General features: G+C 57.4%; 27 protein-coding genes and 1 tRNA gene. 17 read left to right on the plus strand and 11 right to left on the minus strand.

Annotated features, from left to right (window positions below; genetic code table 11):
- Position 1 precedes the first annotated feature (1 nt).
- Positions 2–814, minus strand: coding sequence for a 4-(cytidine 5'-diphospho)-2-C-methyl-D-erythritol kinase (gene ispE, locus AM218_RS10715; protein WP_054413859.1), 813 nt, complete (start codon positions 812–814; stop codon positions 2–4).
- A gap of 76 nt (positions 815–890) precedes the next feature.
- Here ispE and AM218_RS10720 point away from each other — a divergent pair, with 76 nt between their 5' ends.
- The 3 genes from AM218_RS10720 to AM218_RS10730 all read left to right on the plus strand — a co-directional run bounded on the left by AM218_RS10720 (position 891) and on the right by AM218_RS10730 (position 3,508).
- The gene (locus AM218_RS10720; RefSeq protein ID WP_316937414.1) at positions 891–1,586 is read left to right on the plus strand and encodes a sugar transferase; all 696 of its coding nucleotides are present in this window, start codon (positions 891–893) and stop codon (positions 1,584–1,586) included.
- Entirely contained in the window at positions 1,583–2,287 is a 705-nt protein-coding gene (locus AM218_RS10725) for an acetyltransferase (RefSeq protein ID WP_054413861.1), read from the plus strand. Before AM218_RS10720 ends, AM218_RS10725 begins: the two co-directional genes overlap by 4 nt.
- Before the next feature lie 75 nt (positions 2,288–2,362).
- Complete coding sequence (locus tag AM218_RS10730) at positions 2,363–3,508, plus strand: DegT/DnrJ/EryC1/StrS family aminotransferase (protein WP_054413862.1); 1,146 nt, start codon at positions 2,363–2,365, stop codon at positions 3,506–3,508.
- Positions 3,509–3,514: 6 nt separating this feature from the next.
- On the opposite strand, the gene AM218_RS10735 is transcribed toward AM218_RS10730, so the two are convergent.
- The 3 genes from AM218_RS10735 to atpD form a co-directional block, all read right to left on the minus strand.
- Entirely contained in the window at positions 3,515–4,636 is a 1,122-nt protein-coding gene (locus tag AM218_RS10735; RefSeq protein ID WP_054413863.1) for a trans-sulfuration enzyme family protein, read from the minus strand.
- A gap of 152 nt (positions 4,637–4,788) precedes the next feature.
- Positions 4,789–5,034 (minus strand): ATP synthase F1 subunit epsilon, encoded by a 246-nt coding sequence (atpC, locus tag AM218_RS10740; RefSeq protein WP_044512221.1) that lies wholly within the window; start codon positions 5,032–5,034, stop codon positions 4,789–4,791.
- Positions 5,035–5,114: 80 nt separating this feature from the next.
- Positions 5,115–6,620: a F0F1 ATP synthase subunit beta gene (atpD, locus tag AM218_RS10745; protein WP_054413864.1), complete on the minus strand. Its 1,506-nt coding sequence runs from the start codon at positions 6,618–6,620 to the stop codon at positions 5,115–5,117.
- 266 nt (positions 6,621–6,886) lie between these two features.
- Between atpD and AM218_RS10750 the strand changes: the two genes are divergently transcribed.
- The 4 genes from AM218_RS10750 (at position 6,887) to pth (ending at position 9,465) form a co-directional block, all read left to right on the plus strand.
- Positions 6,887–6,959, plus strand: a tRNA-Gln gene (locus AM218_RS10750).
- 132 nt (positions 6,960–7,091) lie between these two features.
- On the plus strand, positions 7,092–8,021 hold the full coding sequence (locus AM218_RS10755; RefSeq protein WP_054415511.1) for a ribose-phosphate pyrophosphokinase: 930 nt from the start codon (positions 7,092–7,094) through the stop codon (positions 8,019–8,021).
- Positions 8,022–8,109: 88 nt separating this feature from the next.
- Positions 8,110–8,682 carry a 50S ribosomal protein L25/general stress protein Ctc gene (locus AM218_RS10760; RefSeq protein ID WP_054413865.1) on the plus strand — a complete coding sequence of 191 codons (573 nt, stop codon included), beginning with the start codon at positions 8,110–8,112 and terminating at the stop codon, positions 8,680–8,682.
- A 219-nt stretch (positions 8,683–8,901) separates the two neighbouring features.
- A complete protein-coding gene (pth, locus tag AM218_RS10765; RefSeq protein WP_054413866.1) occupies positions 8,902–9,465 on the plus strand; it encodes an aminoacyl-tRNA hydrolase in 564 nt (187 codons plus the stop codon).
- 224 nt (positions 9,466–9,689) lie between these two features.
- Here pth and metG read toward each other — a convergent pair whose 3' ends face one another.
- Entirely contained in the window at positions 9,690–11,735 is a 2,046-nt protein-coding gene (metG, locus tag AM218_RS10770; protein WP_054413867.1) for a methionine--tRNA ligase, read from the minus strand.
- Between the two features lie 217 nt (positions 11,736–11,952).
- Here metG and AM218_RS10775 point away from each other — a divergent pair, with 217 nt between their 5' ends.
- Positions 11,953–12,579, plus strand: coding sequence for a hypothetical protein (locus AM218_RS10775; RefSeq protein WP_054413868.1), 627 nt, complete (start codon positions 11,953–11,955; stop codon positions 12,577–12,579).
- Positions 12,580–12,648: 69 nt separating this feature from the next.
- On the opposite strand, the gene AM218_RS10780 is transcribed toward AM218_RS10775, so the two are convergent.
- From AM218_RS10780 to msrB, 3 genes are all read right to left on the minus strand, one after another.
- Entirely contained in the window at positions 12,649–13,008 is a 360-nt protein-coding gene (locus tag AM218_RS10780) for a hypothetical protein (RefSeq protein ID WP_054413869.1), read from the minus strand.
- Between the two features lie 76 nt (positions 13,009–13,084).
- The gene (locus tag AM218_RS10785) at positions 13,085–13,879 is read right to left on the minus strand and encodes a DUF3050 domain-containing protein (RefSeq protein WP_054413870.1); all 795 of its coding nucleotides are present in this window, start codon (positions 13,877–13,879) and stop codon (positions 13,085–13,087) included.
- Between the two features lie 138 nt (positions 13,880–14,017).
- The gene (gene msrB, locus AM218_RS10790) at positions 14,018–14,566 is read right to left on the minus strand and encodes a peptide-methionine (R)-S-oxide reductase MsrB (protein WP_054413871.1); all 549 of its coding nucleotides are present in this window, start codon (positions 14,564–14,566) and stop codon (positions 14,018–14,020) included.
- A gap of 343 nt (positions 14,567–14,909) precedes the next feature.
- Here msrB and typA point away from each other — a divergent pair, with 343 nt between their 5' ends.
- Positions 14,910–16,718 (plus strand): translational GTPase TypA, encoded by a 1,809-nt coding sequence (gene typA, locus AM218_RS10795; RefSeq protein WP_054413872.1) that lies wholly within the window; start codon positions 14,910–14,912, stop codon positions 16,716–16,718.
- 51 nt (positions 16,719–16,769) lie between these two features.
- On the opposite strand, the gene AM218_RS10800 is transcribed toward typA, so the two are convergent.
- Positions 16,770–17,048: an acylphosphatase gene (locus AM218_RS10800; protein WP_054413873.1), complete on the minus strand. Its 279-nt coding sequence runs from the start codon at positions 17,046–17,048 to the stop codon at positions 16,770–16,772.
- An 86-nt stretch (positions 17,049–17,134) separates the two neighbouring features.
- On the opposite strand from AM218_RS10800, the gene AM218_RS10805 reads away from it, so the two are divergent.
- A complete protein-coding gene (locus AM218_RS10805) occupies positions 17,135–17,797 on the plus strand; it encodes a hypothetical protein (RefSeq protein ID WP_054413874.1) in 663 nt (220 codons plus the stop codon).
- On the opposite strand, the gene AM218_RS10810 is transcribed toward AM218_RS10805, so the two are convergent.
- Positions 17,794–18,609, minus strand: a complete 816-nt coding sequence (locus tag AM218_RS10810; RefSeq protein WP_054413875.1) for a TrmH family RNA methyltransferase — start codon at positions 18,607–18,609, stop codon at positions 17,794–17,796. The genes AM218_RS10805 and AM218_RS10810 overlap by 4 nt on opposite strands.
- 91 nt (positions 18,610–18,700) lie before the next feature.
- Here AM218_RS10810 and AM218_RS10815 point away from each other — a divergent pair, with 91 nt between their 5' ends.
- The 7 genes from AM218_RS10815 to AM218_RS10845 all read left to right on the plus strand — a co-directional run bounded on the left by AM218_RS10815 (position 18,701) and on the right by AM218_RS10845 (position 23,876).
- Positions 18,701–20,233, plus strand: a complete 1,533-nt coding sequence (locus AM218_RS10815; RefSeq protein WP_054413876.1) for a sensor histidine kinase — start codon at positions 18,701–18,703, stop codon at positions 20,231–20,233.
- Between the two features lie 17 nt (positions 20,234–20,250).
- On the plus strand, positions 20,251–20,661 hold the full coding sequence (locus tag AM218_RS10820; protein ID WP_054413877.1) for a response regulator: 411 nt from the start codon (positions 20,251–20,253) through the stop codon (positions 20,659–20,661).
- Positions 20,662–20,886: 225 nt separating this feature from the next.
- Entirely contained in the window at positions 20,887–21,771 is an 885-nt protein-coding gene (locus AM218_RS10825) for a hypothetical protein (RefSeq protein WP_157547630.1), read from the plus strand.
- Positions 21,772–21,802: 31 nt separating this feature from the next.
- Complete coding sequence (locus AM218_RS10830) at positions 21,803–22,528, plus strand: endonuclease III domain-containing protein (RefSeq protein WP_054413879.1); 726 nt, start codon at positions 21,803–21,805, stop codon at positions 22,526–22,528.
- Between the two features lie 60 nt (positions 22,529–22,588).
- Positions 22,589–22,789, plus strand: coding sequence for a hypothetical protein (locus AM218_RS10835; protein ID WP_054415513.1), 201 nt, complete (start codon positions 22,589–22,591; stop codon positions 22,787–22,789).
- A 3-nt stretch (positions 22,790–22,792) separates the two neighbouring features.
- Positions 22,793–23,068, plus strand: a complete 276-nt coding sequence (locus AM218_RS10840) for a DUF167 domain-containing protein (RefSeq protein ID WP_054413880.1) — start codon at positions 22,793–22,795, stop codon at positions 23,066–23,068.
- A 10-nt stretch (positions 23,069–23,078) separates the two neighbouring features.
- The gene (locus AM218_RS10845) at positions 23,079–23,876 is read left to right on the plus strand and encodes a ZIP family metal transporter (protein ID WP_054413881.1); all 798 of its coding nucleotides are present in this window, start codon (positions 23,079–23,081) and stop codon (positions 23,874–23,876) included.
- A gap of 13 nt (positions 23,877–23,889) precedes the next feature.
- Here the strand turns inward: AM218_RS10845 and AM218_RS10850 are convergent, their stop codons facing one another.
- Entirely contained in the window at positions 23,890–25,269 is a 1,380-nt protein-coding gene (locus AM218_RS10850; RefSeq protein ID WP_231717474.1) for an ammonium transporter, read from the minus strand.
- Positions 25,270–25,397 lie beyond the last annotated feature (128 nt).

Here is a 25,397-nt window from a genome sequence, read left to right on the forward strand (position 1 = left end):
ACTATAATTTACCGTTCCACACCAGATATTCTGCCGGTAGTGTCACATGGGGCGGCTCTTCCATCCCGGGAAACAGCCCGTATACTGCCGAGCCGGAGCCCGAGAGGCTGGCATAGGTGGCCCCGGCGGCATAAAGCGCCTGCTTCAACTCCCCCAACACCGGATAGTGTGGCGTGAGGGCATCCTCAAAGTCATTGCTGACGGTGTTGCGCCACGTTTCCATGGGCTGCGCTAAGGCAGCACGCAGGGCATGGCGGGGCGGGCGGGGCTGCACCCGGGCGTAGGCTTCGGCAGTACTGATGTGCAGGCCGGGGTAGATTACCTGGCAGGCTATGCCTTGCAGTTTGAGGGAAACCGGCTCGAAAACGTCGCCCTTCTCATAGGCAAATACCGGCTTATTCTGAATAAAGAAAGCACAATCGGAGCCTAACTGGCGGGCATAGACTTCCAGTTTTTCTGGTGAAAGCTGAAGAGAGAAAAGCTCATTCAGGGCCCGCAGCATGAAGGCGGCATCGGCGGAGCCGCCACCCAGCCCGGCGCCAATGGGTACCACTTTGTGCAGGTGCATCTGCACCGGCGGCAGGTTAAAATCGGTCTTCAGCAACTCGTAGGCACGGCGGCAGAGGTTGGTGGCCGGGTCGCCGGGAATGGGAATACCGGTGAGGGTCAGCGTAGTGTCGGCGGCGGGCAGTACTTCCAGCGCATCGCACCACGGCAGCGGCACAAATACCGATTCCAAGTTGCGAAATCCATCGGGCCGTACGCTGGTCACGTATAAACCGAGGTTGAGTTTGGCGTTGGGAAAAACGAGCATAAAGCAGCGGAATTGGGCGGCGCAAGCTACGGCCGGCAAGCCAAACTCGAGCGTGCTTATCGCACAAACCCTATTTTTGGCCGTACATCTGCATCTGTTTGGATTTCGTATGTCGTCGGCAGTGATAAATGGCTCTTCCTGGTATGCGCGACGCGGTAAGCGGCTGCTGGATGTAGGCCTGGCCATGCCCCTGGCCCTCCTTGCGTTGCCGCTGTTGCTGCCGGCCGCCGCGCTGTTAGCCCTGCAGAACCAGGGCCGGGTGTTGTTTCGGCAGCAGCGCCCCGGCTTACACGGGCGTTTATTCACCCTCTACAAGCTCCAGACCATGACGGAAACCCGCGACGCCAACGGCCGGCTGCTGCCCGATGCCGACCGCCTGCCCCGCCTGGGCCGCTGGCTGCGCGCTACCTCCCTGGATGAGCTTCCCCAACTCTGGAACGTGCTGCGCGGCGAAATCAGCCTGATCGGACCGCGCCCCCTGCTGCCAGAGTACCTACCTTTGTACTCGCCGGAGCAGGCGCGGCGCCACCTGGTGCGGCCGGGCATCACGGGCTGGGCGCAGGTAAACGGCCGTAACGCCATCAGTTGGGAACAAAAATTCACTTACGACGTCTGGTACGTCGAGCACCTTTCCTTTAGGCTTGATCTTCGCATTCTGCTGCGCACGGCCGGGCGGGTGCTGAGCGCCCACGGAATTTCTGCCGAAGGCCAGGCCACAATGGAAGCCTTCCAGGGCGCCCCTATTTCTTCTGAATCTGCTGGTAACGTATGACGCAATTATTCTTTTCTGATTTACATGATGCTGACCATTCAGTGATTCGGCCCCTAGCCATTTTTGGGGCCGGTGGCCTGGGCCGGGAAATATTGATGCTGGTTCATCAGATAAATGAAGTGTCACCTACCTGGGAAGTCATCGGTTTTTATGATGACAAGCGCCCTGCTACTGATACAATTAACGGCATTCCGTACTGCGGAACCGTCAAGGATTTGAATGCTACCACCGGGCCGCTGCATGTAGTGGTAGCCGTAGGCAGCAGCCACAGCCGCGCCGCCGTAGTGGCCCGGCTCACCGCTCCTCACCTGGAGTATGCCACCCTCATTCACCCGGATGTGTCGCTGCAGCCTTACCAGCAGGTGCAGATTGGCGCGGGCAGCATCATCACGCAGGGCTGTATTCTCACCACCGATATTCAACTGGGCCGGCATGTGCTTATGAACCTGGGCTGCACCATTGGACATGATGCCGTGCTGGAAGACTTCTGCTCCCTGATGCCTCATGCCAACGTAGGTGGCGAGGCGTATCTGGAAACCGGTGTGTACCTGGGCACCAACGCCACCGTGCTCAACCGGGTGCGGGTAGGCGCACAGACCATATTGGGGGCGGGCGGTGTAGCCGTCCGAAACCTGCCGGCCAACTGCACCGCCGTGGGCGTGCCGGCTTCCGTCATAAAAGTGGTGGGTTCCTCGTTGTAGAGCTACCCCCCTATTCTCACTTGCTTTTTTCGGTCTGGAAGCGCTTCCACCGGTATTCAGTATCTTTTTCCACCTATGCGCAGTCAGGACCACGACCGGATTTATTTGTCACCACCCCACCTGGGGCGGCACGAGCTGAATTATTTACACAAAGCCATTGAGGATAACTGGGTGGCGCCCGTAGGGCCCAACATCACCGGGTTCGAGCAGGATATCTGCCAATACACGGGGGCCGGGCACGGCGTAGCCCTTACCTCCGGCACCGCCGCCATTCACCTGGGCCTGCTGGCACTAGGCGTGGGCCCCGGCGACGAAGTGCTGTGCTCCTCCTTCACCTTTGTGGCCTCGGCTAATCCCATCACCTACGTGGGTGCCACGCCGGTTTTTGTGGATAGTGAAGCGGAAACCTGGAACATGGACCCCGTCCGGCTGCGCGAAGCCATTGAGGACCGGCAGCGGCACGGCCGCACCCCCAAAGCCCTGGTGCTGGTGCACCTCTACGGCATGCCTGCCCAAATGCGAGAGATAATGGCTATTGCCGAAGAATTCAACATATCGGTGCTGGAAGATTCGGCTGAGGGCCTGGGCTCCCTCTACCACGGGCAGGCGCTGGGCACGTTTGGCGCGGTGGGCGTATTCTCCTTCAACGGCAACAAAATCCTGACTACCAGCGGTGGCGGCGTACTCATCACTCACCGGAAGGATATAGCCACGCAGGCGCTTTTTCTGGCCACCCAGGCCCGGGAAGCGGCGGCACACTACCAGCACGAAACCACCGGCTACAACTACCGCCTCAGCAACCTGCTGGCCGGCATTGGCCGGGGGCAGATGGGCCTGCTTGATGATAGGGTGAAGAAGCGCCGGGAAATCTTTGCCTGGTACCAGAAGCACCTGCAGGATATTCCCGGCCTCACGGTAGGCCCCACGGAACCTGCCAAAAGCCGCAGCAACCGCTGGCTGACTACGGTGCTGCTGGATCCGGAGCAGACCAGCGTTACCCCGGAGCAGCTGCGCCAGCACCTGGAAACGCACAACGTAGAAAGCCGCCCGCTCTGGAAGCCCCTGCACCTGCAGCCTCTTTTTGCCAATGCTCCCATGTACGGGGGCGAAGTCAGTGCGCGCCTGTTCCAGCAGGGCCTGTGCCTGCCCTCCGGCTCCGCCATGACCGATATTGACCTGCGCCGGGTGGTGGATGGGATTAAAGAACTGCTGGTATCGTAGGCTAGGCTAAGCTAGGGCCTGCTCCAGATCAGCAATCAATTCCCCCACAGGCTCAATCCCAACCGATACACGAATCAGCCCGACTGTTATGCCCAGTTCCTGCTGCTGAGCGGGCGTAAGGGAGCGGTGTGAAGTACCCAGGGGGTAGGAAATAGAAGAATCGACCCCGGCCAGGGAAGGCGCAAACGGGAAGCGCTTCACCCGCTGCATAAAGTCGTTTACGGCGGCCGCTTCATCCTTCAGCTTAAAGGAAAGCATGCCGCCAAACAGGCCATTTCCCTGCTCGGCGGCTAGCTGGTGCTGCGGGTGTCTAGCAAGACCAGGGTAATACACCTGCTTTACGGCGGGGTGGGCAGCCAGGAACTGCGCAATGGCCAGAGCATTATGACTATGCTCCCGGACCCGCAACCGAAGGGTTTTTAGCCCGCGCACGGCCAGCCAGCTTTCCATGGGGCTCAGCGTCAGGCCGTAAAACACGCCAATCTGCTTAAGACGGGCTATAATGACGGGGTCAGTAGCCACCACGGCGCCAGCAGTTACGTCGCTGTGGCCGGCTATGTATTTAGTTACGCTGTGCAGGGAAATATCAGCCCCAAGCGCCAGCGGGCGGGTAAGCAAGGGCGTGGCAAAGGTATTATCCACCACCAGTTTCAGCCCGTGGCGGTGGCACTCCGCGGCCACCCGGGCCAGGTCGGCTACGCGCAGCAGGGGGTTGCTGATGGTTTCGCAGAGCAGCAGCCGCGTGGTGGGCTGTATAAAGGGCTGTAAGGCCTCCAGCTGCTCAAAGGGCACATACGTGGCGGAAATGCCCAGCCGGCTCAGCTCTGCATTCAACAGCGCCGATGAACCCCCATAGATATCAGCGGCGCAGAGCACATGGTCGCCGGCCTGGCAGCAGGCCATAATAGCGGCAAAAATGGCCGCCATACCCGAGCCGGTGGCAATGGCCCCGGCCCCACACTCCAGCTTGTTCACCGCTTCGGCCAGCTCATCAGAGTTAGGATTTCCGTTGCGCGAATAGAGGTAGCGGCTGCCGGGCTCCCCAAAATACAGCTCCAGCTCGTTCAGGTCTTCAAACTTGAAAACGGAGGTTTGGTAGATTGGGGTGATTTTGGGGGTGATTTTCATTGGGCGTCAACTGGTAACGAGCGGCACTGTTGCAAATCCGCACTTTGTAATTCGCATTGCAAGCTAAAGCATAGGCTGCACTATTTGAGGTCTTAAACACAAAAAAAGCCCCGCAGCCTGAGGCCGCGGGGCTTTTTTATTCTTCTTTCAGCTTAGGCCACAACAGCTTCGGCCAGCACAATAACGTTGTTGCGCAGAACTTCTACCACACCACCTTCGATACGGAACGACTCACGGCCGCCAATACCCATGATGGTTACCTCACCGGGCTTCAGCGCCGAGATAAGGGGTGCGTGGTTATTGAGAACCTCAAACAGGCCATCGGCACCCGGAAACTGAGCCGAGGAAACCTCGCCTTCAAATACTTTCCGGTCCGGGGTGATGATTTCCAGATGCATCTTTTTGGTTGTTGAGTGTGAAGGGCTGATTGCCAGATGCAGACCCGTGAAGAATCATCACTTGGCAATCAACAACCAAATTACTTGGCTTCCGCAATCAGCTTCTCGCCCTTGACAACGGCATCCTCAATGGTGCCTACCAGGTTGAAAGCAGCCTCGGGCAGGTGGTCATACTTGCCGTCGATGATTTCGTTGAAGCCTTTGATGGTGTCCTTGATGTCAACCAGTACGCCTTTCAGGCCGGTGAACTGCTCGGCTACGTGGAAGGGCTGCGACAGAAAACGCTGCACCCGGCGGGCGCGGGTTACCGTCAGCTTATCTTCCTCGGAGAGTTCGTCCATACCCAGAATGGCGATGATGTCCTGCAGTTCTTTGTAGCGCTGCAGAATTTCTTTCACGCGCTGGGCCGTGCCGTAGTGCTCTTCGCCCAGTACTTCTACCGACAGAATGCGCGAGGTAGAGTCCAGGGGGTCTACTGCGGGGTAGATACCCAGCTCGGCAATCTTACGGGACAGTACCGTGGTGGCGTCCAAGTGAGCAAACGTCGTGGCCGGAGCCGGGTCAGTCAAGTCATCGGCAGGTACGTAAACGGCCTGTACCGAGGTGATGGAACCGCGCTTGGTAGAGGTGATACGCTCCTGCATGGCACCCATTTCGGTAGCCAGCGTGGGCTGGTAACCTACGGCCGAAGGCATACGACCCAACAGAGCCGATACTTCCGAACCCGCCTGCGTGAAGCGGAAGATGTTGTCGATAAAGAACAGGATGTCACGACCGGCACCGGTGCCGTCGCCGTCGCGGAAGCTTTCGGCTACCGTGAGGCCCGAGAGGGCTACGCGGGCACGGGCTCCGGGAGGCTCGTTCATCTGACCGAACACGAGGGTTGCCTTCGAGTCTTTCAGAGCATCCTCATCTACTTTGGAGAGGTCCCAGCCGCCGGCTTCCATCGAGTGTTTAAACTCTTCGCCGTACTTAATTACGTCTGATTCCAGGAATTCGCGCAGCAGGTCATTGCCCTCACGGGTACGCTCACCTACACCGGCAAACACCGACAGACCACCGTAGGCCTTGGCAATGTTGTTTACCAGCTCCATGATGAGTACGGTTTTGCCTACGCCGGCACCACCGAACAAACCAATCTTACCACCCTTTACATAGGGCTCAAGCAGGTCAATTACTTTGATACCGGTGAAGAGCACTTCCGAGGAAGTAGCGAGGTCTTCGAAAGCCGGCGCATTGCGGTGAATGGACAGAGCACCGTCGCTCTTGGGCTGGGCAATGCCATCAATGGCGTGGCCGATAACGTTGAACAGACGCCCTTTGATACCATCGCCGGTAGGCATGGTGATGGGCGAGCCCAGGTCACGAACCAACGCACCGCGGGTCAGGCCCTCGGTGGAGTCCATGGCAATGGTGCGCACACGGTCTTCGCCCAAGTGCTGCTGCACTTCCAGCACGACTACCTGGCCGTTATCTTTGGTGACTTCGACTGCGTCGAGGATATTAGGAAGCTTAGAGCCTTCACCCGCGAAGCTTACGTCCACAACTGGACCGATAACCTGGGTGATTTTGCCGGTATTCGCCATGTGCGATTCTATTATATAGGGTGGGCAAGATTTCAGGGCGCAAAACTACGGCTTAATCCCGGCTTTGCCAAAGTCCGGTTGGCCAGAAAGTTTTTTCCGGCGCCCTAAAACCATTTTTAACTGAAAATCAGCCGTTCAAGCCTAAAAAAATGCCCCTAATGCGTCCCAAACGCAGAAGTCATTCAAAAAATATTTGCCGGAAAACTTGCCTTGAATCAAAGCCGTTGTACATTTGCGAACCCAAACGGCAGTGCTGGCTGGGAAATTGTCCGATGGTGTAACTGGCAACACGCTTGATTTTGATTCAAGAAAGTCCAGGTTCGAGCCCTGGTCGGACAACCGACTAAGAAAAGCGAAAGGCGCTGAATCTTCCTCTCCGGAAGGTTCGGCGCCTTTCGCTTTTTCAGTTTCTGCCATTTCTTCCGGAAATTCGGAATGAGGTCTTTTCTTACCCACCCTTTTACTATTGCCATGGCACCCCAAGTAAAACTCTTCGCAGGAAATGCTTCCCACGAGCTCGGTGAAAAGATAGCCGCCGCATTTGGCCAGCCCCTCGGCGACCTGAGCCTGCAGCGCTTCGCGGACCAGGAACTGGGCCCCAGCTTTAATGAGAGCATCCGCGGCTGCGCCGTGTTCCTCATTCAGAGCACCAACCCGCCCGCTGAAAACCTGATGGAGCTGATGCTGATGGTGGATGCCGCCAAGCGCGCCTCCGCCGCCTCCGTTACAGTAGTAATGCCCTACTACGGCTACGCCCGCCAGGACCGCAAAGACAAGCCCCGCGTGAGCATCGGCGCCAAAGTGGTAGCCGACTTTGTGCAGAGCGTGGGCACCGACCGCCTGATGACCTGCGACCTGCACGCGGGTCAGATCCAGGGCTTCTTCGATATCCCGGTGGATCATCTGGACGGCGCCACCGTGTCGGCGCCCTACATCAAGTCCCTGAACCTGGAAAATCTGATTTTTGCTTCCCCCGACGTGGGCGGCGTGGTGCGTACCCGGGCCTTCGCCAAGAAATTTGGGGCCGAGATTGTAGTCTGCGACAAAATGCGTCTGCGGGCCAATGAAATTGCCTCTATGCAGGTAATTGGCGACGTAACCGGCATGAACGTGGTGCTGGTGGATGACATTGTAGACACGGCCGGCACGATCTGCAAAGCCGCTGAGCTGCTGATGGAACGGGGTGCTCTGTCGGTGCGGGCAGTGATTACGCACGGCGTGCTCAGCGGCCCGGCCCACGAGCGGATTCGCAACTCCGTGTTAAAGGAGCTGGTGATTACTGACACCATTCCGCTGAAAGAGCCGAATGAGAAAATCCGGGTGATTTCCCTGGCCGATTTGTTTGCCCGTGCTATTCGCAACGTGGTAACGCACGAGAGCATTAGCTCGCTGTTTGTGTAGCGGCTTTCGATTCCCAAACAATCCGCCTATCTTTGCGGCCCGTTTGCCTGCTGTGGGTAGGCGGTCCATTTCTCCAAAAACCACTTTTATGAAAAGCCTCGAGATTGTAGGGTTTAAAAGAGCGAATCTCGGTAAGAAGGATGCGAAAGCACTGCGCCTTGAGTCGTATGTACCGTGCGTATTGTACGGCGGCACCGAGCAGGTTCACTTCTCGGCTCCGGCCATCCTCTTCCGCGAATTGCTGTACACCCCCGAAGCTCACATCGTTGATCTGAACGTAGAGGGTACCATGTACCGCGCCATTGTGCAGGACGCTCAGTTCCACCCCGTGAACGAAATGCTGCTGCACGTTGACTTCCTGGAACTGGAAGAAGGCAAAGAAATTAAGATGGACATCCCCGTGAAGTACATCGGCGTTTCGCCGGGCGTACTGGCCGGTGGCAAGCTGGTAAGCAAGCTGCGTAAGCTGAAAGTAAGAGCTACGCCTGCTAACCTGCCCGACTATGTGGAAGTAAACATTTCTGATCTGGCGCTGGGTAAGTCTATCAAAGTGAGCAAAGTAGAGCCTAAAGGCTTCACTATCCTCACCAACCCCCAGGCTCCTATTGCTACGGTAACCATCCCACGTGCTCTGAAAGGCACCCTGGCTGCCGAGAAGTAAGAACCCCGGATTCTATCGGATTTTGCGGAGGCCACGGATTTCGTGGCCGATTCGGAAACCGCCGGATTCCTCATTACCAAAAGCCGCTCTGCTCGCAGGGCGGCTTTTTTTGTAGTTGTTTAGATAATTTTACCCGACAAACCAGACGGCCGGGCTTACTGCCTGAGGAATTGGTCACGAAACCCGTGGCCTCCGCAAAATCCGTCGAATCCGTGGTCTATGAAATACCTCATTCTGGCGCTGGGAAATATTGGAGCCGAATACGCCGATACGCGCCATAATATTGGGTTTATGGTGGCTGACTATCTGGCCAAAAAACACGACGCGCATTTTGAGGTAGGCCGCCACGCCTTCGTGACGGAAATCAAGCATAAGGGGAAAACCTTTGTGCTGGTAAAGCCTACCACTTACATGAACCTGAGCGGTAAAGCCGCTGCCCACTGGCTGAATGTCCTCAAAATTCCGAAGGAAAATATGCTGGTGGTGACGGATGATCTGGCCCTCCCCTACGGCAAGCTGCGCCTGAAAGGCAAAGGCTCAGCGGGCGGGCACAACGGCCTCAAGCACATCCAGGAAACCCTCGGCACCGATGAATATGCCCGCCTGCGCTTCGGGGTAGACGCTAATTTTCCCAAAGGCCGACAGGTAGATTATGTGCTGGATCCGTTTTCTACCGATGAGCAGATTGATTTACCCCTGCGCATTGAAAAAGCCGCCGATGCCGTGCTGGCCTTCGGTACCATGGGCCTAGAGCGCGCAATGAACGTGGTGAACGTTAAGTAGAGGTAGAAGTACAATTCATCCATACAGTCAATACAGTCTTAATAAAACAGCTGTCATCCTGAGCAAAGCGAAGGACCTTCTCCCGTTAAAACGAGTCGTTGTTTCGACAATTATTCTAGCGTGATAAGGTCCTTCGCTTTGCTCAGGATGACAGCTGTTTTATTACAGCCATTTTTTCAAATAGCTGCTTTTATTGTGTGCCTATTACTCGGGATGTAATCAAACTACGCAATACCTGAACCCGGCCGTACGTGGCTACTGGGCTGCATGAGTGATAGGGAGCCATCCGCATTTTCAGCCATCAGGAGCATGCCCTGGCTTTGAATGCCTTTGATTTCGCGGGGAGCGAGGTTGAGCAATACCTGCACCTGCTGGCCAACCAACGCTTCGGCCACAAAGTGTTCGGCAATGCCTGATACAATGGTGCGGGGCTCATCAAAACCAAGGTCGACGCTGAGCTTTAGTAGCTTTTTAGTTTTGGCTACTTTTTCAGCGGACAGAATAGTGCCCACGCGCAAATCCATGGTTTGAAAATCCTCGAAGCTGATATCCGGCTTGGCGGGGGCGGCTACGGCGTTGGCCAGCTCGTTGGCCTGTTTGGTATCGAGCAGCTTCTGCACCTGCGCTTCTACGGTAGCATCTTCTATTTTATCGAAGAGCAGCGCGGCTTCTCCAATCTGATGGCCGGCGTGCAAGGCATTGGCCCGGCCGGCGGCCTGCCAAGTGCCCTGATCGTGGCCCAGCATACGGCCCAGCCGTGCTGCCGACTCCGGCAGGAAGGGCTCCAGCAGCGTTACCAGGCTGGCAGCTAATTGCAAGGCCACATGCAGCACGGTACCCGTACGGGCTTCGTCGTTTTTAATGAGTTTCCAGGGCTCCGTATCGGCGAGGTATTTATTGCCGGCGCGCGTCAGGTTCATCAACTCATTCAGCGCATCGCGGAAGCGGTAATTTTCAATTAAATCACCGATACGCCTGGGGAATTCTGCCAGATGCTGCAGCACTTCTTCATCCTGCGCAGTAAGTGCGCCGCACACCGGTACTTTACCGCCGAAAAACTTATGCGTAAGCACCACGGCGCGGTTAATAAAATTACCCAGGTTGGCTACCAGCTCGTTGTTATTACGGGCCTGAAAATCTTTCCAGGTGAAGTCATTATCCTTGGTTTCCGGGGCATTGGCGCATAATACGTAGCGCAGTACATCGGCTTTGCCGGGGAAATCCTGCAAATACTCATGCAGCCACACGGCCCAATTGCGGGAGGTAGATATTTTGTCGCCTTCCAGGTTCAGGAATTCATTGGCGGGCACATTATCCGGCAGAATATATTCCCCGTGCGCTTTCAGCATAGCCGGGAAAATAATGCAGTGAAATACTATGTTATCCTTGCCAATAAAATGCACCAGCTTGGTGCCTTTATCCTTCCAATAAGTCTCCCAGGTATCGGGCAATAAATCCTTGGTGGCAGATATGTAGCCAATGGGCGCATCAAACCACACGTACAACACTTTTCCTTCGGCGCCGGGCACAGGAACGGGTACACCCCAGTCTAAATCCCGGGTTACGGCGCGCGGGTGCAGGCCCTGGTCTATCCAGGATTTACACTGCCCGTAAACGTTGGTTTTCCAGTCGTGCTTGTGGCCTTCCACAATCCACTCGCGCAGCCAGGGCTCATACTGATCCAGCGGTAAATACCAGTGCTTGGTTTCGCGCAATACGGGCTGGTTGCCGGAGAGCATGCTGCGCGGCGAAATAAGCTCCGTAGGGCTGAGGGATGTACCGCATTTCTCGCACTGGTCGCCGTAGGCATTGTCGTTGCCGCAATTGGGGCAGGTGCCTACAATGTAGCGGTCGGCCAGAAATTGGCCGGCTTTTTCATCGTAATACTGCTCCGAAACCTGCTCAATGAATTTTCCTTCCTCGTACAGCTTTTTGAAAAAGCCGCTGGCTACTTCGCTGTGGGTTTGGGAAGACGTGCGCGAATAAATGTCAAACGACACCCCAAATTCCTGAAACGAGTCCCGGATTATAGCGTGGTATTTATCAACTACCTGCTGAGGCGTAACGCCTTCTTTCTGTGCCCGAATGGTAATGGGCACGCCGTGCTCATCGGAACCACAAATAAACTTTACGTCGCGCCCATTAGCGCGCAGATAGCGCACATAAATATCAGCCGGTAAATACACGCCGGCCAGGTGCCCGATGTGCACGGGGCCATTGGCATAAGGCAGCGCCGCAGTAACGGTATAGCGTTGAGGATCAGATTGCATGAGACGAAACAAAAATCACGGGCAACAGAAAATACCGGCGTGATATGGATGTAAAAAACCGAGGTAAGATGGCTGAAAAAGAGCCAGAAAAAACAAAATTAAAAAAGGATAAAAATCCTTGACTCCGTTATTAAATCAGTTACTTTTAATTCCGTCACAACGACAGTAATTAATTGTCGTACTGCACTAAAAATCCACCATCAACTTCTTTTTCGGTATGAAAAAAGCAGACAAAGGGCCATCAGGCAAAAAAGCCAAGAAAGATCCGGCATTAAAAGTAGAGCGCAAAGCAGCTAAAGCAGCCTCCCGTGCTACTGATTCTATGACGGATGCCCGCGCCGACAAAAAGTCCGGACAGAAGAAATCCCTGAAAGCTGCAGCCAAGCAGCTGCAGAAGGAACTGGACGACCGGATGGATGAGATGGTGAAACAGATTCGCAAAGAAACGAAAGAGAAGCTGAAGGAAGTAGTGCGCGAGGCAACCCGCCGGCTGGATGTAGACACCGAGCGCATGTTTGAGCAGGCGCTGCACACCATTGTACGCCATTACGATTCAGCGTCGCCGGCTTTTTCTGACAGCATTTCCACGGATATGGGCGCTACGGAGGCAACTTCCGGCAAAAGTACCCGGGCTACTACGGCCACCCGCAACACCGCCCCGAGTGCCCCCCGAACCACGGCCTCCAGCGCTAAATCCAGCGCCACTGAAACGCCCGCCCGCCGGGGCCGCCCGGCAGCGGCAAAACCGGCCCCAGCCCGCCGGGGCCGCCCAACTGCTACCAATAAGGGGGGCAGCACGGCCGCTGATAATGCTACCGATACCAACGCACCAACCAACGCGTAAGTCTTCGAATTTCTCTTAAAACAGCCCGCCGTTTCTCTAGAGAAGCGGCGGGCTGTTTTTTATGGCTTTTTAGTTGGGAAGCGGGCGTAGCGTATCGCCCACCGGGCTTTGCTTCAGGCGCTGCATGCGGGTTTCGGGCGTGGTGTTATTGGGGGCGTTGGTGTTGATGTTCTCCACCCGCTGGCGGGCGTTGGTGCCGCTGGCCTGCTCCCCTATCGGCACGCGCCGGGGCGTGGCATCGGGCACAGAGCCGCCGTAGCCGGCATTACTATTGTAGGCCGCCTGCCGGTCTGCATCCGTCTGAATCTGGGTGGGGGGCTGGCTGGCTGCATTCCGCTCGGCCGTAGATTCTTCGGCCGTGGTGCACGCAGAGAACAGGCTGGCGCTGAGGAGCGCCCCGGCCAGCAGAAAAGGAACGGCGTATTTCATGGAAGTATCAACAAATGCCAGTCCAAAAGCGGGTAGCTATGCTACAACGCAGCCGCCGGAAAGCGCGTTGCTTTTCTTAGCATGCTATGGGCGCCAGCAGATGCTGGTGTATTCCTTCCCATAAGGCCATGCGCGCCTCTATACAGTGCGTTGCCACGTCCAGGCAATCCTGCCAGCGTTGTGCTTGCGGGCCGCATAACTCCCGCACCATTTGCTGCGCTAAGGGAGTATGGACCTCTTCATCCAGCTGAATATGACGGTCCAGATAATACGTGAACGTATCCAGCTGGCCGGGAAAGCGCTGGCGCAGGTCGGCCACCAAATGGCGAAACATATCCGGAATAACGTCTTCGCGGCCGAAGGTGAAGGCCGAAGCTATGGCATGCGGCTGGCCGGAATCGATAATGGCGAAGGTGCCCAGCACAAACTGCCGTACTGAGGCAGGCGCCTGGGCCTGCTCCAGCGCCTCAGCAACGGAGGCGCCGGCGGCCAGCGCGGCCAGCAGCCGGTAAATGGGCCGGGTATCGGCCCCACACTCCTCCATGGAGCGCAGATAAAGCTCAAAGTGGCTGGTTGGCCGGCCATGCATATCTACATCGGTTTCTTCTTCCAGCACAATGTCATTGATGAGGCGCCGGGTGGCAGGGTTGCCGCGGGGCACCCACGGCACCTGCACGCAGGTCAGCTCGCGCTGCAGCGCCTTCAGCAGCGACATAAAATCCCACACTGCAAACACGTGGTGCTCCATAAACACCCGCAGGTCCTGCATATTCTGCAGCGACTGATACACGTTATGGGCTACCAATTGCTGGCGTACGGGAGCCAGCTGCTGCTGCAAAAGAGAAATCGGGTCTTGATTCTGTTCAGCCATTGAACCATTGAAATAAGAGATTATCAGTGGAGCGCTGCAGGAAGTGCTGGGCCTCCTGCAGCGCATTAACAAACGAAACGGCCCCCTGGCATGGATTGCCAGGGGGCCGCTACAAAATTAATCAACACTGATTTCTTATTATTTCTTGGTGAGCTCGAACACCATACCATCAGAATCCATGCAGTAGCGCAGGCCGGTGGGCTTGGGCCCATCGTTGAATACGTGGCCGAGGTGGCCTCCGCAACGGGCGCACACAATTTCGTCGCGGCTCATGCCCAGGGTGTTGTCCGAAGTTACTTTCAGGCTGGCATCGGAAGCGGGGGCCCAAAAGCTGGGCCAGCCCGTGCCCGATTCAAACTTGGTATCGGAAGTAAACAGCAGGTTGTGGCAGCCGGCACAGTAGTAGCGGCCTTTGGCGTGGTTGTCGAAGTATTTGTTGGCAAAAGCCCGCTCCGTGCCCTGCTGGCGCAGAATATAGTATTGGGCCGGCGTCAGTTGGGCCTTCCATTGAGCCTCGGTTTTGCGCACGGGAAACTCATCGGGGCGGCCCGTGCGGGGCTTGGCCTGGGGATAGTCTTTGGCCGCCGAGCCGGTTTGCGCTTTGGCTACGGGCGCATTTTTCTTTTGGGAGCAGGCCGGGCTTAAGGTGAGCACCGAGAAAAATAAAATCAGAAAGGAAGCGCGCATATCAGGGAAGAAGAAACAACTAAAAGGGGAGAAAAAGCCGGCCGGCTAAAGCCTTGTGCTGATTAACTGAACATACGAAGCTGCCTCCCGGTTCGGGTTTACTCGCCCGGAATCCAACCATTTTATCCGTCTAAACCAGCCCAGCGCCTATTCCTGGGTTTGTGTTAAAAACAAGGAATTGTATTCACCTTCTGTGTGTTACCTACCCCGAGCCCAAAGCAAGGACAAAGCGAAAAGCACTTGACCGGTTTCGGTCGGTTTAATCTTCATTGCTCAGTAGCAATTATTTACTGCGCGCTTTTGCCGCAACATTCCGTACCTTTGCGGCCGGAAAACCCATTGTATGCAGAACATCCGTAATATCGCCATCATCGCCCACGTTGACCATGGCAAGACCACGCTCGTGGACAAGATCATTCACGCCTCTAAGCTGTTCGACGAGCACCAGCACTTCGACGACCTGATCCTGGACAACAACGACCTGGAGCGTGAGCGAGGCATTACTATCGTTTCTAAGAACGTATCGGTACGTTATAAGGACGTTAAGATCAACATCATCGACACCCCTGGTCACGCCGACTTTGGTGGTGAAGTAGAGCGGGTACTGAAAATGGCCGACGGCGTATTGCTGCTCGTCGATGCCTTTGAAGGTGCCATGCCTCAGACCCGTTTCGTACTGGGCAAAGCCATTGACCTGGGCCTGAAGCCTATTGTGGTGGTGAACAAAGTGGACAAGGAAAACTGCCGCCCCGATGAGGTGCACGAGCAGGTTTTCGACCTCATGTTCAACTTGGGCGCCAACGAAGACCAGCTGGACTTCGTGACCCTGTACGGCTCTTCCAAGCAGGGCTGGATGAGCACCGACTGGAAGCAGAAGACCGACAGCATCATTCCGCTGCTCGACGCAGTGGTGGCTTCTATTCCCCCCGCTCCTACCCTGGACGGCACGCCCCAGATGCAGGTTACCTCGCTCGACTACTCGTCGTTCGTGGGCCGTATCGCCATTGGCCGCGTACACCGCGGCACGCTGAAAGAAGGCGCCACCATGAGCCTGGTGAAGCGTGATGGCACCATCAAGAAAGTAAAAATCAAAGAACTGCAGGTGTTCGAAGGCCTGGGTCGTACCAAGGTTTCGGAAGTTAGCTCCGGCGAAATCTGCGCCGTAACCGGCATTGAAGGCTTCGATATTGGTGATACCCTCGCCGATGCCGAAAACCCCGAAGGTCTGGCCGTAATCAGCATCGACGAGCCGACGATGAACATGCTGTTCACCATCAACAACTCGCCGTTCTTCGGTAAGGAAGGTAAGTTCGTGACCTCGCGTCACCTGCGTGACCGTCTGTTCAAGGAAACCGAGAAAAACCTGGCCCTGCGCGTAAAGGAAACCGATAAGGAAGACACGTTCCTCGTGTACGGCCGTGGTATTCTTCACTTGTCAGTACTCATCGAGACCATGCGTCGCGAAGGGTTTGAGTTGCAGGTAGGCCAGCCCCAGGTACTGTTCCGCGAGGACGACAACGGTAACCGCACGGAGCCCATCGAGCACCTGGTGGTTGACGTACCGGAGGAAACGGCTGGTAAGGTTATCGAGCTGGTAACGATGCGCAAAGGCGAGCTGACCATCATGGAGCCTAAGGGCGACCTGCAGCACCTGGAGTTCAACATTCCGGCCCGTGGCCTGATTGGCCTGCGTAACAACGTGCTGACCGCCACCGCTGGTGAGGCCATCATGAACCACCGCTTTGCTTCCTACGAGCCCTACAAAGGCACTATCCCCGGTCGTATCAGCGGTTCGCTGATTGCCATGGAAACCGGTCCCGGCACTGCCTATACCATCGATAAGATGCAGGACCGCGGCGAGTTCTTTGTAGAGCCCGGTGAGGAAGTGTACGCTGGCCAGGTTATCGGTGAGCACACCCGCCCCAACGACCTGACCATCAACATCCAGAAAGGCAAGAAACTCACGAACATGCGTGCCTCGGGTACGGATGATAACGCGAAGATTGTGCCCAAGCGTCAGTTCTCGCTGGAAGAAGCCATGGAATACATCCAGAAGGATGAGTATCTGGAAGTAACGCCCAAGTCGGTGCGGATGCGGAAGATTCTGCTGGACGAAAACGAGCGTCTGCGCTCGGCCAAGAAGATTGACTAAGCTTTAAGTAGCGAAAGTAAAAGGGGCGCAGCCGATGGCTGCGCCCCTTTTTTATGCCCGGCGCACGGAGAATTCCTTATAGTGGTGCAGTTGGCCGGGCGTTACCTCCACCCTTTCTACCTGCGCGGCGGCTGGCCCTTTCTGGCACCAGGCCAGCAGGGCATCCAAGGCGTCCGGCGGGCCCTCGGCTTCAATGGTAACGGTGCCATCGGGGTTATTGCGGGCAAAGCCGGTAAGGCCCAGGCGGCGCGCTTCCTGCTGACTGCTCTGCCGGTAGAAAACGCCCTGCACACGCCCATAAATTTGAAAGGTGCGGTGTTCGATGCTCATAAACGATGCGTTAAAACGGCTAACCGGCCTTTACGCAAGCCTTAAACAGGTGGCTATTGTATAGCTAAATCTATATTTTGCCGCCGATGTCGACTTCCCTCTTCTATTCCCTGTGTATTCTCCTGCCCTTGATTGCTACCGCCGTGGCTTTGCGGCTGGGTGGCTGGTGGCGTCGCCTGTACGTTTTCGGCGCACGGCTGCTCTTAGGCGCGTTTATGCTGGGCGGCGGGCTGTATAAGCTTTCGGAAAACCATATTCCCGGGCTGATGGGGCCACCCATGAATCATGCCTGGCTGGCGGAGCAGGGACTGGTGTTGTTTGCCCAGTTCATTGGCGTGGCTCAACTGCTCATTGGACTTTTGCTGCTTACCAGGCGCTTTGCTTTGCTAGGCGCCGTATTGCTGGTACCCATGTGGCTGAACATCATCTTCCTGACCTGGTCGCAGAACTGGGTGGGTACGCCCTGGCTGACCAGCGGCTTTCTGGTGCTGACCAGCGGCCTGCTGCTGCACGATTTTGACCGGCTGCGCTGGGTACTCTACCCGCCCCAGGACGCGGCGGCCCTGCGGGCGTTGCCGTGGCGCACGGCCGGCGCGGTCCCCGAAGCGTTGTGGTGGCTGGGTATTGGCGTAATTCTGTTGGGCAGCCTGCTCTACTTCATCTCGCTGTCGGTGATGCTGACCACGATGGCCATAGGAGCTGTTTTACTGCTGGCTATACTCGTCTGGGAGTGGCGACAGCGCGCCTAGCGCTGCTGGCGCTGACGCACGGCCTCAAACGTAAGGATAGCCGTAGCGGTACTCACATTCAGTGAGTCAATGGCCCCGCGCATGGGAATGATGATGGTCTGGTCGCAGGCTTCCCGGAGCTCGGGCGTGAGGCCGTCGGCTTCGGTGCCCATCACCAGCGCCGTGGGGCCGCGGAAGTCGCAGGTGGTATAGGGAATGGCCGTTTCGGTGAGGGCCGCGGCGTACGTCCGAATGCCGTGCTGCCGGCACCAGGCCAGCAATTCCTCCCGGGTGGTAGCCACCGTGGGCACGGTAAAGATGCAGCCAATGCTGGAGCGAATGGCGTTGGGATTATAAAGGTCGGTGCGGGGGTCGCAAACAATTACGGCATCGGCCTGGGCAGCATCGGCAGTGCGCAGAATAGCGCCCAGGTTGCCGGGCTTCTCTACGGCTTCCAGCACCAGCAGCAGCGGGGCTGCGGGCAGCTTCAGGTTGGCCAGCTTATGCTGGGGCGGGCGCACCAGTGCCAGAATTCCATCGGAGCCTTCGCGGTAAGCCACTTTTTCAAATACCGGCTTCGATACCGTAAACCATTCCGAGTCCCGGTCCAGCATGCCGGCTAAGGCCTCCTGCTGCGCGGGGCTGGCCAGCTCCGGGCACACAAACAAACTGTGCACCGCTACTCCGGCCTGGCGCGCAATAGTGAGCTCCCGGTAGCCTTCAATAATGGTGAGGTTTTGCTGGCGGCGCTCCGATGATTTCTGCTGCAGGCGCAGCAGATTTTTTATCCGGGGGTTCTGGGGGCTGGTAATGGCGTCGGGGGCAGCAGGCATAGGAAACGGGGCTGAACGGGGAGGCGAAGATACGGGGGAACCCCGCCGCCGTAATTACGTTGGTGGGCCAAGTTTCTTACGTTTGTAGCCTATGCGCTTAAATCTTACCAATAAAATTACGCTGGGCTTTGGTATGGCGGCCCTGGTGCTGCTGCTCACGGCGGCCGTGGCCTACTACAGCAACCAGCGCCTGTCGTTCTTCACCCGGCAAGTGTCGCACTCCTACCAGGTACTGCAGGCCACCGCCGACCTCCGCTCGGAGCTGCGCGATGCCCAGGCGTCCGTCCGCAACTATTTGCTGCTCGGCGACACGGCGTACATCCGGCCATTTCGCCGGGCCGAAGGAAACCTGAGCAACCACTACGCTACCCTGCGCCTGCTCACCAGCGACAACCCCGCCCAACAAATACGCCTGGACACCCTGCGCGCCGTTATTGACCAGCAAATGGCGGAGCTGTCGGGCTGGACCACCGTGCGCGTTACCTCGCCCACAGCCCGCACCATGATTGTGCGCACCCAGGCCCAGTTGGAACGCACCCGCCAGCTTCTGAATGCTATTAAAAACGAAGAAGATTTGCTGCTGCAGGACCGCGACGACAGCCAGAACTTCTACGCCTCCACAACCCCGGTAGCACTGATGGTTTCGGCGCTGCTGGCCATTGCGCTGGTGCTATGGCTGATGCGCCGCATCCTGCAGGAGCTGCGCGCTAACGATATGCTGCAAAAAGAGCTGGCCGACATTAACACAGCCACCCGGCAGCGCATTGCCATCATTGATAACCTGGTAGAGCAGATTGTGCAGGGCGACTACAGCATTAAAATCAAGGACGAGGAGCGCGACAGCCTGGGCCGCCTTACCCACTCCCTCAACCGCATGACCAAGCAGCTCTCGGAAGCATTCAGCTCCCTGCAGAACCGGAACCGCGAGCTGGACCAGTTTGCCTACGTGGCCTCCCACGACCTGAAAGCGCCGCTGCGGGGCATTATGACGGTGGTGAAGTGGATTGAAGATGAATTAGCGCAGGAGCTCTCCCCTCAGATGCGGCAGTACCTGGATATGATGAAAGGCCGCCTGAGCCGGCTGGAAGACCTCATTAATGGCCTGCTGGCGTATGCCCGGGCCGGCCGCACCACGCCCCGCGTAGAAGCCGTGAACGTAGCCGAGCTGGTGCGCGAAGTAGCCGATATGGTAGTACCGCCCACCTTTCAGCTGCACCTTTCCGATCTGCCCATTTTTACCACCGACCGCCTGAGCCTGCAGCAGGTATTTACCAACCTGTTCAGCAACGCCGTGAAGTACCACGACCGGGGCGCGGGCACTATCTACGTCAGCAGCCGGGAGGTGAAGAAGATGTATGAGTTTACGGTGGCCGACGACGGGCCCGGCATTGCCCGGGAGTACCGGGAAAAGATCTTTCTGATGTTTCAGACCCTGCGCGACCGAAACACGGCCGAAAGCACCGGTATTGGCCTGAGCATCGTTAAAAAGATAATTGACGAGCAAAAAGGCAGCATTTGGGTGGAAGAAGCCGCCCATGGGCGCGGCGCAGCCTTTATCTTTACGTGGCCCAAAGCCACTACCGCAACGCCCGCTCCCGAGCCCGCGGTTTCTGTTCCCTCGTAACGATTTACCATACCTATATGCGCTCTGTCCTACTGGTAGAAGATGATTTTTTTGACACGATGACCGTGCAGAAATCCTTCGAAAAATTTAGTGTGCCGCACAAGCTGTACACGGCCTTTAATGGCCTGGAAGCGCTGGATCTGCTGTTGGGCCGCAACGGTGTAGAAGCCATTGAGCCCCTGCCGGACGTAATTCTGCTGGATCTGAATATGCCCAAGATGAACGGGTATGAGTTTATGGCCGAAATCCAGAACCACCCGCAGCTGGCCCTTATTCCGGTCTTCATCATTACCACCTCCGCCATGGACGTAGACCGGCTGACGGCCCAAAACCTGGGCGTGCGCGGCTACATTCTTAAGCCCCTGGATTTTGAAACCTCCACCGATATGGTGGATAGCATGAGCCTGCTGGAAACCCTGCTGAAATAGGCCGCTAAAACCACGCACCGCCTGCCGTACGTAGAGCGGCAGAAGCCATACGGTTTCTGCCGCTCTCTGCGTTTAAAGCATTGCTGCAATTTGGCAGGGATGAAAGCCCCCGGCACGCAACCTTCCATCGAATTTTATTCTCTTCCCTGTAGTTTTAGCACCATCCGGAGGCAGGCTCTATTTTGCCGCCCCGGATTGCCTTTCACCGTTTCGCTCTTCCGATCTATGTCAATTCGTTCGTTTGCTTTGGGCTTGCTGCTCGTGGGTACGCCGGCCGCGGTGCTGGCGCAGAATACTCCCCGCCAGCTCAATACCCTCCCCTCCCTCCCCGACTCTGCCCGCCAGCGGGAACAGAATAAACAGCCCACACAGGCTCCCACGCCGGCTACTATACCGGCTCCGCAACCCGGCGGCCTGGCTACCCTACCCCCCGCCGAAACTACCCGGTTCCGTGTGGGCCTGAAAAGCGGGCAGGAGCTGCGCGCGCTGGATGTGGAAGTGCGGGAGCCTTTCCTGGGCAAAAGCTATTTGCTGGTAGATGGCCAGCAGCGCCTGGAGCTCAGCCAGATTCGCTATTACGAGGATGAGTCGGGCTTTTACGTGCGCACCAATCTGCCGGGCTCTTCCCGGGAAACCACCCTGCGCCGCGACCGGACCGGGCGCATCAGTCTGTATTCCATTACCCGCACGCAGTACGTAAACAACGGCTATAGCCCCTATGGCTACGGGCGGGGCGGCTATGGCAACCCGTACGGCTTTGGCGGAGGCGGCTACCGCACCACCAAAACCGAGTACTTCAGCAAAGACAGCGGCCCGATACAGGATCTGAGTCTGCGCAACCTCAGCATTGCTACTCAGGATAATGCCGGCGCGCAAAACGTGCTCATCCAGGCCCGTCGCTACCGCAACTATACTGCCCTCAGCTACGTGGGCGCCGGGGCGCTGGCCGTAGCCGGCCTGGTGTCATCCTTCAGCGGAACCAACCAAAGCATTTCGCCGCTGATTTATGCCGCGCCCGTGCTGCTGGTAGTGCCGCTCATCTTCCAGGGCAAGCAGCAGCAGAACATCAAGCAGGCCATTAATCTGTATAATGTGCAGGCAGCCCGGTAACATTGGGGACCGGTAAGCGCGTACAAGCGCTGTGCCTTCCCTTTTCGAGTCTGCTGAGTTTGATGCCCGCCAGGCCAAAGCCTTGCTGGTGCATGAGCGCCTGTGCCAGGAATACGGCGCGCCTTTCCGGTTTTTCAGCCAGAAAGATGCTTTGAGCGAGCTGGTCAGCGCCGTTCTTTCCCACCGCACCCGTAACCAGGACTCCTACAAGGCTTACCAGCAGCTGCGGGCGCGCTTTCCGGCCTGGGAAGACGTGCGCGATGCGCCGGTAGCGGAAGTGCAAGCGGCCATCAGTTCCTGCACCTGGCCCGAGCAGAAGGCGCCCCGCATTCAGGCCATGCTGCGCGAAATCAGTGAGCGGTGCGGCGGCCCCTGTGACCTGGCCTTTCTGGCCGATATGCCCGTGGCCGAGGCCCGCGCCTGGCTGGAAAGCCTGAATGGGGTGGGCCCGAAAACCAGTGCCGCTACCCTGCTTTTCAGCACCCTGCGCATTCCGGCCATGCCAGTAGACAGTCACCACCATCGGGTGGCGCAGCGGCTGGGGCTGATATCGACCAAAACCGGCCCCGATGCGGCGCATGAGCAGCTGGCGGCTCTGCTACCTACCGGCTGGGATGCCCAGCAGGTGTATGACCACCATGAGGCCTTTATGTACCACGGGCAGAAGTGCTGCTACTTTCAGGCCCCGGCCTGTGGCCGCTGTGTGGTGCTGGACCAATGCCCGTACGGGCAGCAGCGGTTGGGGCGCCCCGCATAAACGCGCTGTTTCAGGGGCTTTTCTTATCTTTTGCCCGTATCTACCTTCTTCCTGTTTCCGATGAAAAAGACCTATGGCTTGCCAGCGCTCCTCTCCCTGTTTGTTCCCGGATTGGGCCAACTGATTAAGGGCCAATTTTTGAAGGCCTTTTTGATCTGGGCAGTAGGCGGCACCATAAGCTTTCTGCTGTACTGGACCCTGATAGTACCCTTCGTTATCTGGGCCTGGAACGTGTACGATGCCTACAACGACCCTGCGTAAGCAGTGGCTATTCTGCACATCAAAGCCAAGCCCAATGCCCGCCAAAATGCCCTGCTGCTGGCGGCCGATGGCACCATCACTGTTCGGCTGAAAGCCCCGCCGCAGGACGGCAAGGCTAATGCCTGCCTGCTGGAATACCTGGCCCAGGTGCTGGGCCAGCCCAAATCCAACCTGGAGCTGCTGACGGGCCATACCGCCCCCTTCAAAAAAATAGCGGTGGCCGGCCTTACCGATGAGCAGGCCTTGGCCGTACTGAGGCAGTACGCATCACTTTCCTAATCTCTTTCTTATGCATTTTCCCATGTGGGTAATGGCCGGCTTTTGGGGGCTGGTTTCCGGTTCGGCATTGCTCCTGGGCGCGGCTATTGGCTTTTTTACGCATGTTTCGCAGCGCACCGTTGGGGCCATTATGGCTTTTGGCAGCGGCGTGCTTATTTCCACGCTTTCCCTGGAGCTGATGGAGGATGCCTATGCGAAAGGCGGGTTTCATTCAGCGGCCATCGGGTTTTTAGGCGGGGCTACCGCTTTTACGCTGGCCAACCTGGTGCTGGCCCGCTACGGTGCCAAGCACCGCAAGCGCTCCGGCCACCACCAGGCCACCGAGCGCCAGCAGGTAAAAGAGGGCGCTACCCAAGGCAACAACCCCGGCGACGACAACAGCTCCGCGCTGGCCGTGGGCGCGCTGCTGGATGGCATTCCGGAGAGTATTGTTATCGGGTTGAGTTTGCTGGCGGGCGGCGCGGTGAGTACGGTGGCCGTGGTGGCTATTTTCCTCTCCAACCTGCCCGAGGGCCTTTCCAGCGCGGCCGGCATGAAAAAGGCCGGGCATTCGGCGCGTTATGTGCTGCTGCTCTGGAGCGGCATTGCGCTGATATCGGGGGTGGCCTCGCTGGTGGGGTACACGGTGTTCAGCCACTTCTCACAGGAGGTGGTGGCCATTACCACTGCCGTAGCCGCCGGCGCAGTGCTGGCCATGATTGCCGACACCATGATACCCGAGGCCTTTGAAGTGGCCCACAACTTCACCGGGCTGATTACGGTGCTGGGGTTCCTGCTCTCGTTTTTCCTGAGCAAGATGAATATGTAGGCCTCCTGGCCGGCTAATACACGGTTTGTTGCAGCTCCCGGCGGAAGGTTTGCTCAAACTCTTCATCCACGTGGTACGTGGATTCTTCGTGCTGGCTGAGGTCGAGGCCCAGCTCTTCTTCCGATGATTTCACGCGCAGGGCGAAGAACCGGTCAGTGATTTTCAGCAACACCCAGGAACCTGCAAAGGAGTACGCTACCACAATCAGCAGCCCCAGCACGTGGTAGCCGAAGGTGGTGAACGAGCCGTGCACCAGGCCTACTTTATCGGCAAACACGCCCGTGAGCAGCATGCCCACAATGCCGCCCAGGCCGTGGCAGGGAAACACGTCCAGTGTGTCGTCGATGGTAGTGCGGCTGTTCTGCCAGTGCACGGCGGTGTGGCTTACCAGGGCGCCTATCACGCCAATCAGCAGGCTTTGGCCATAGGTAACGTATCCGGCCGCCGGCGTAATGGCTACCAGCCCGACCACCGCGCCGGTGCAGGCTCCTACCGCCGTGGGCTTGCCGTTGCGGGCCACCTCAATCAGCAGCCAGGCTACCAGGGCGGCTGCCGAGGCCAGGTTGGTGTTGACAAAGGAGGTGGCCGCCAACTCATTGGCGCCCAGCGCCGAGCCCGCATTAAACCCAAACCAGCCAAACCACAACAGGCCGGTACCCAGCAGCACAAACGGCACATTGGGCGTGGAGAAAGACGATTGGCGCACATGCGTATTGCGGCGCCCCAGCACCATAGCGCCGGCCAAGGCCGCAATACCCGCCGAAATATGCACAACGGTGCCACCGGCAAAATCCAGCACACCCCATTGGCGCAGGAACCCATCGGGGTGCCACGTCCAGTGAGCCAGCGGGCAGTAGATGAATAGGGTGAACAGCACCATAAAGGCCAGATAGCCCTTAAACCGCACCCGCTCGGCAAAAGAGCCGGTAATAAGCGCCGGGGTGATAATGGCGAACTTCAGCTGGAAGGCGAAGTAGAGAATAAACGGAATGGTGGCCGCAAAAGCGGGATTGGGTGCCGTGCCCACGTTGCGCAGCATGATAAACGTGAGGGGGTTGCCAATGAGCCCGTGCCAGGAGTCGCCGTAGGCCAGGGAGAATCCCACAAAGTAGAATACCAGCGAGATAACGCCCAGCGCCACAAAGCTCTGCAGCATGGTGCTGATAACGTTTTTGGGCCGCACCATGCCGCCGTAGAAAAACGACAGCCCGGGCGTCATAATCAAAACAAAGGCAGTGGCCGTGAGCATCCAGGCTACATCGGCGGGGTTGAGGGAGCCAGCAACGGCGCCAGGGTGTGGCAGATCAATAAATGCGGCCAGCAAACACAGAACCACCAGCGTGAGCAGCGCAAACATGCTAACACTGGGACGAAATATAGAAGGAGTACTCATTTTTGACAATTTCTCAACCATTCAACCATCACCCTATCAAATTCAAGGGCAATATACGTTTCAAATGAAGCAATTGTCAAAATACACCCTGTTATCTGATGCTATTTTCGATAAAAACACCTATTTAT

The organism is Hymenobacter sp. DG25A (assembly GCF_001280305.1).
Taxonomy (GTDB): Bacteria; Bacteroidota; Bacteroidia; order Cytophagales; family Hymenobacteraceae; genus Hymenobacter.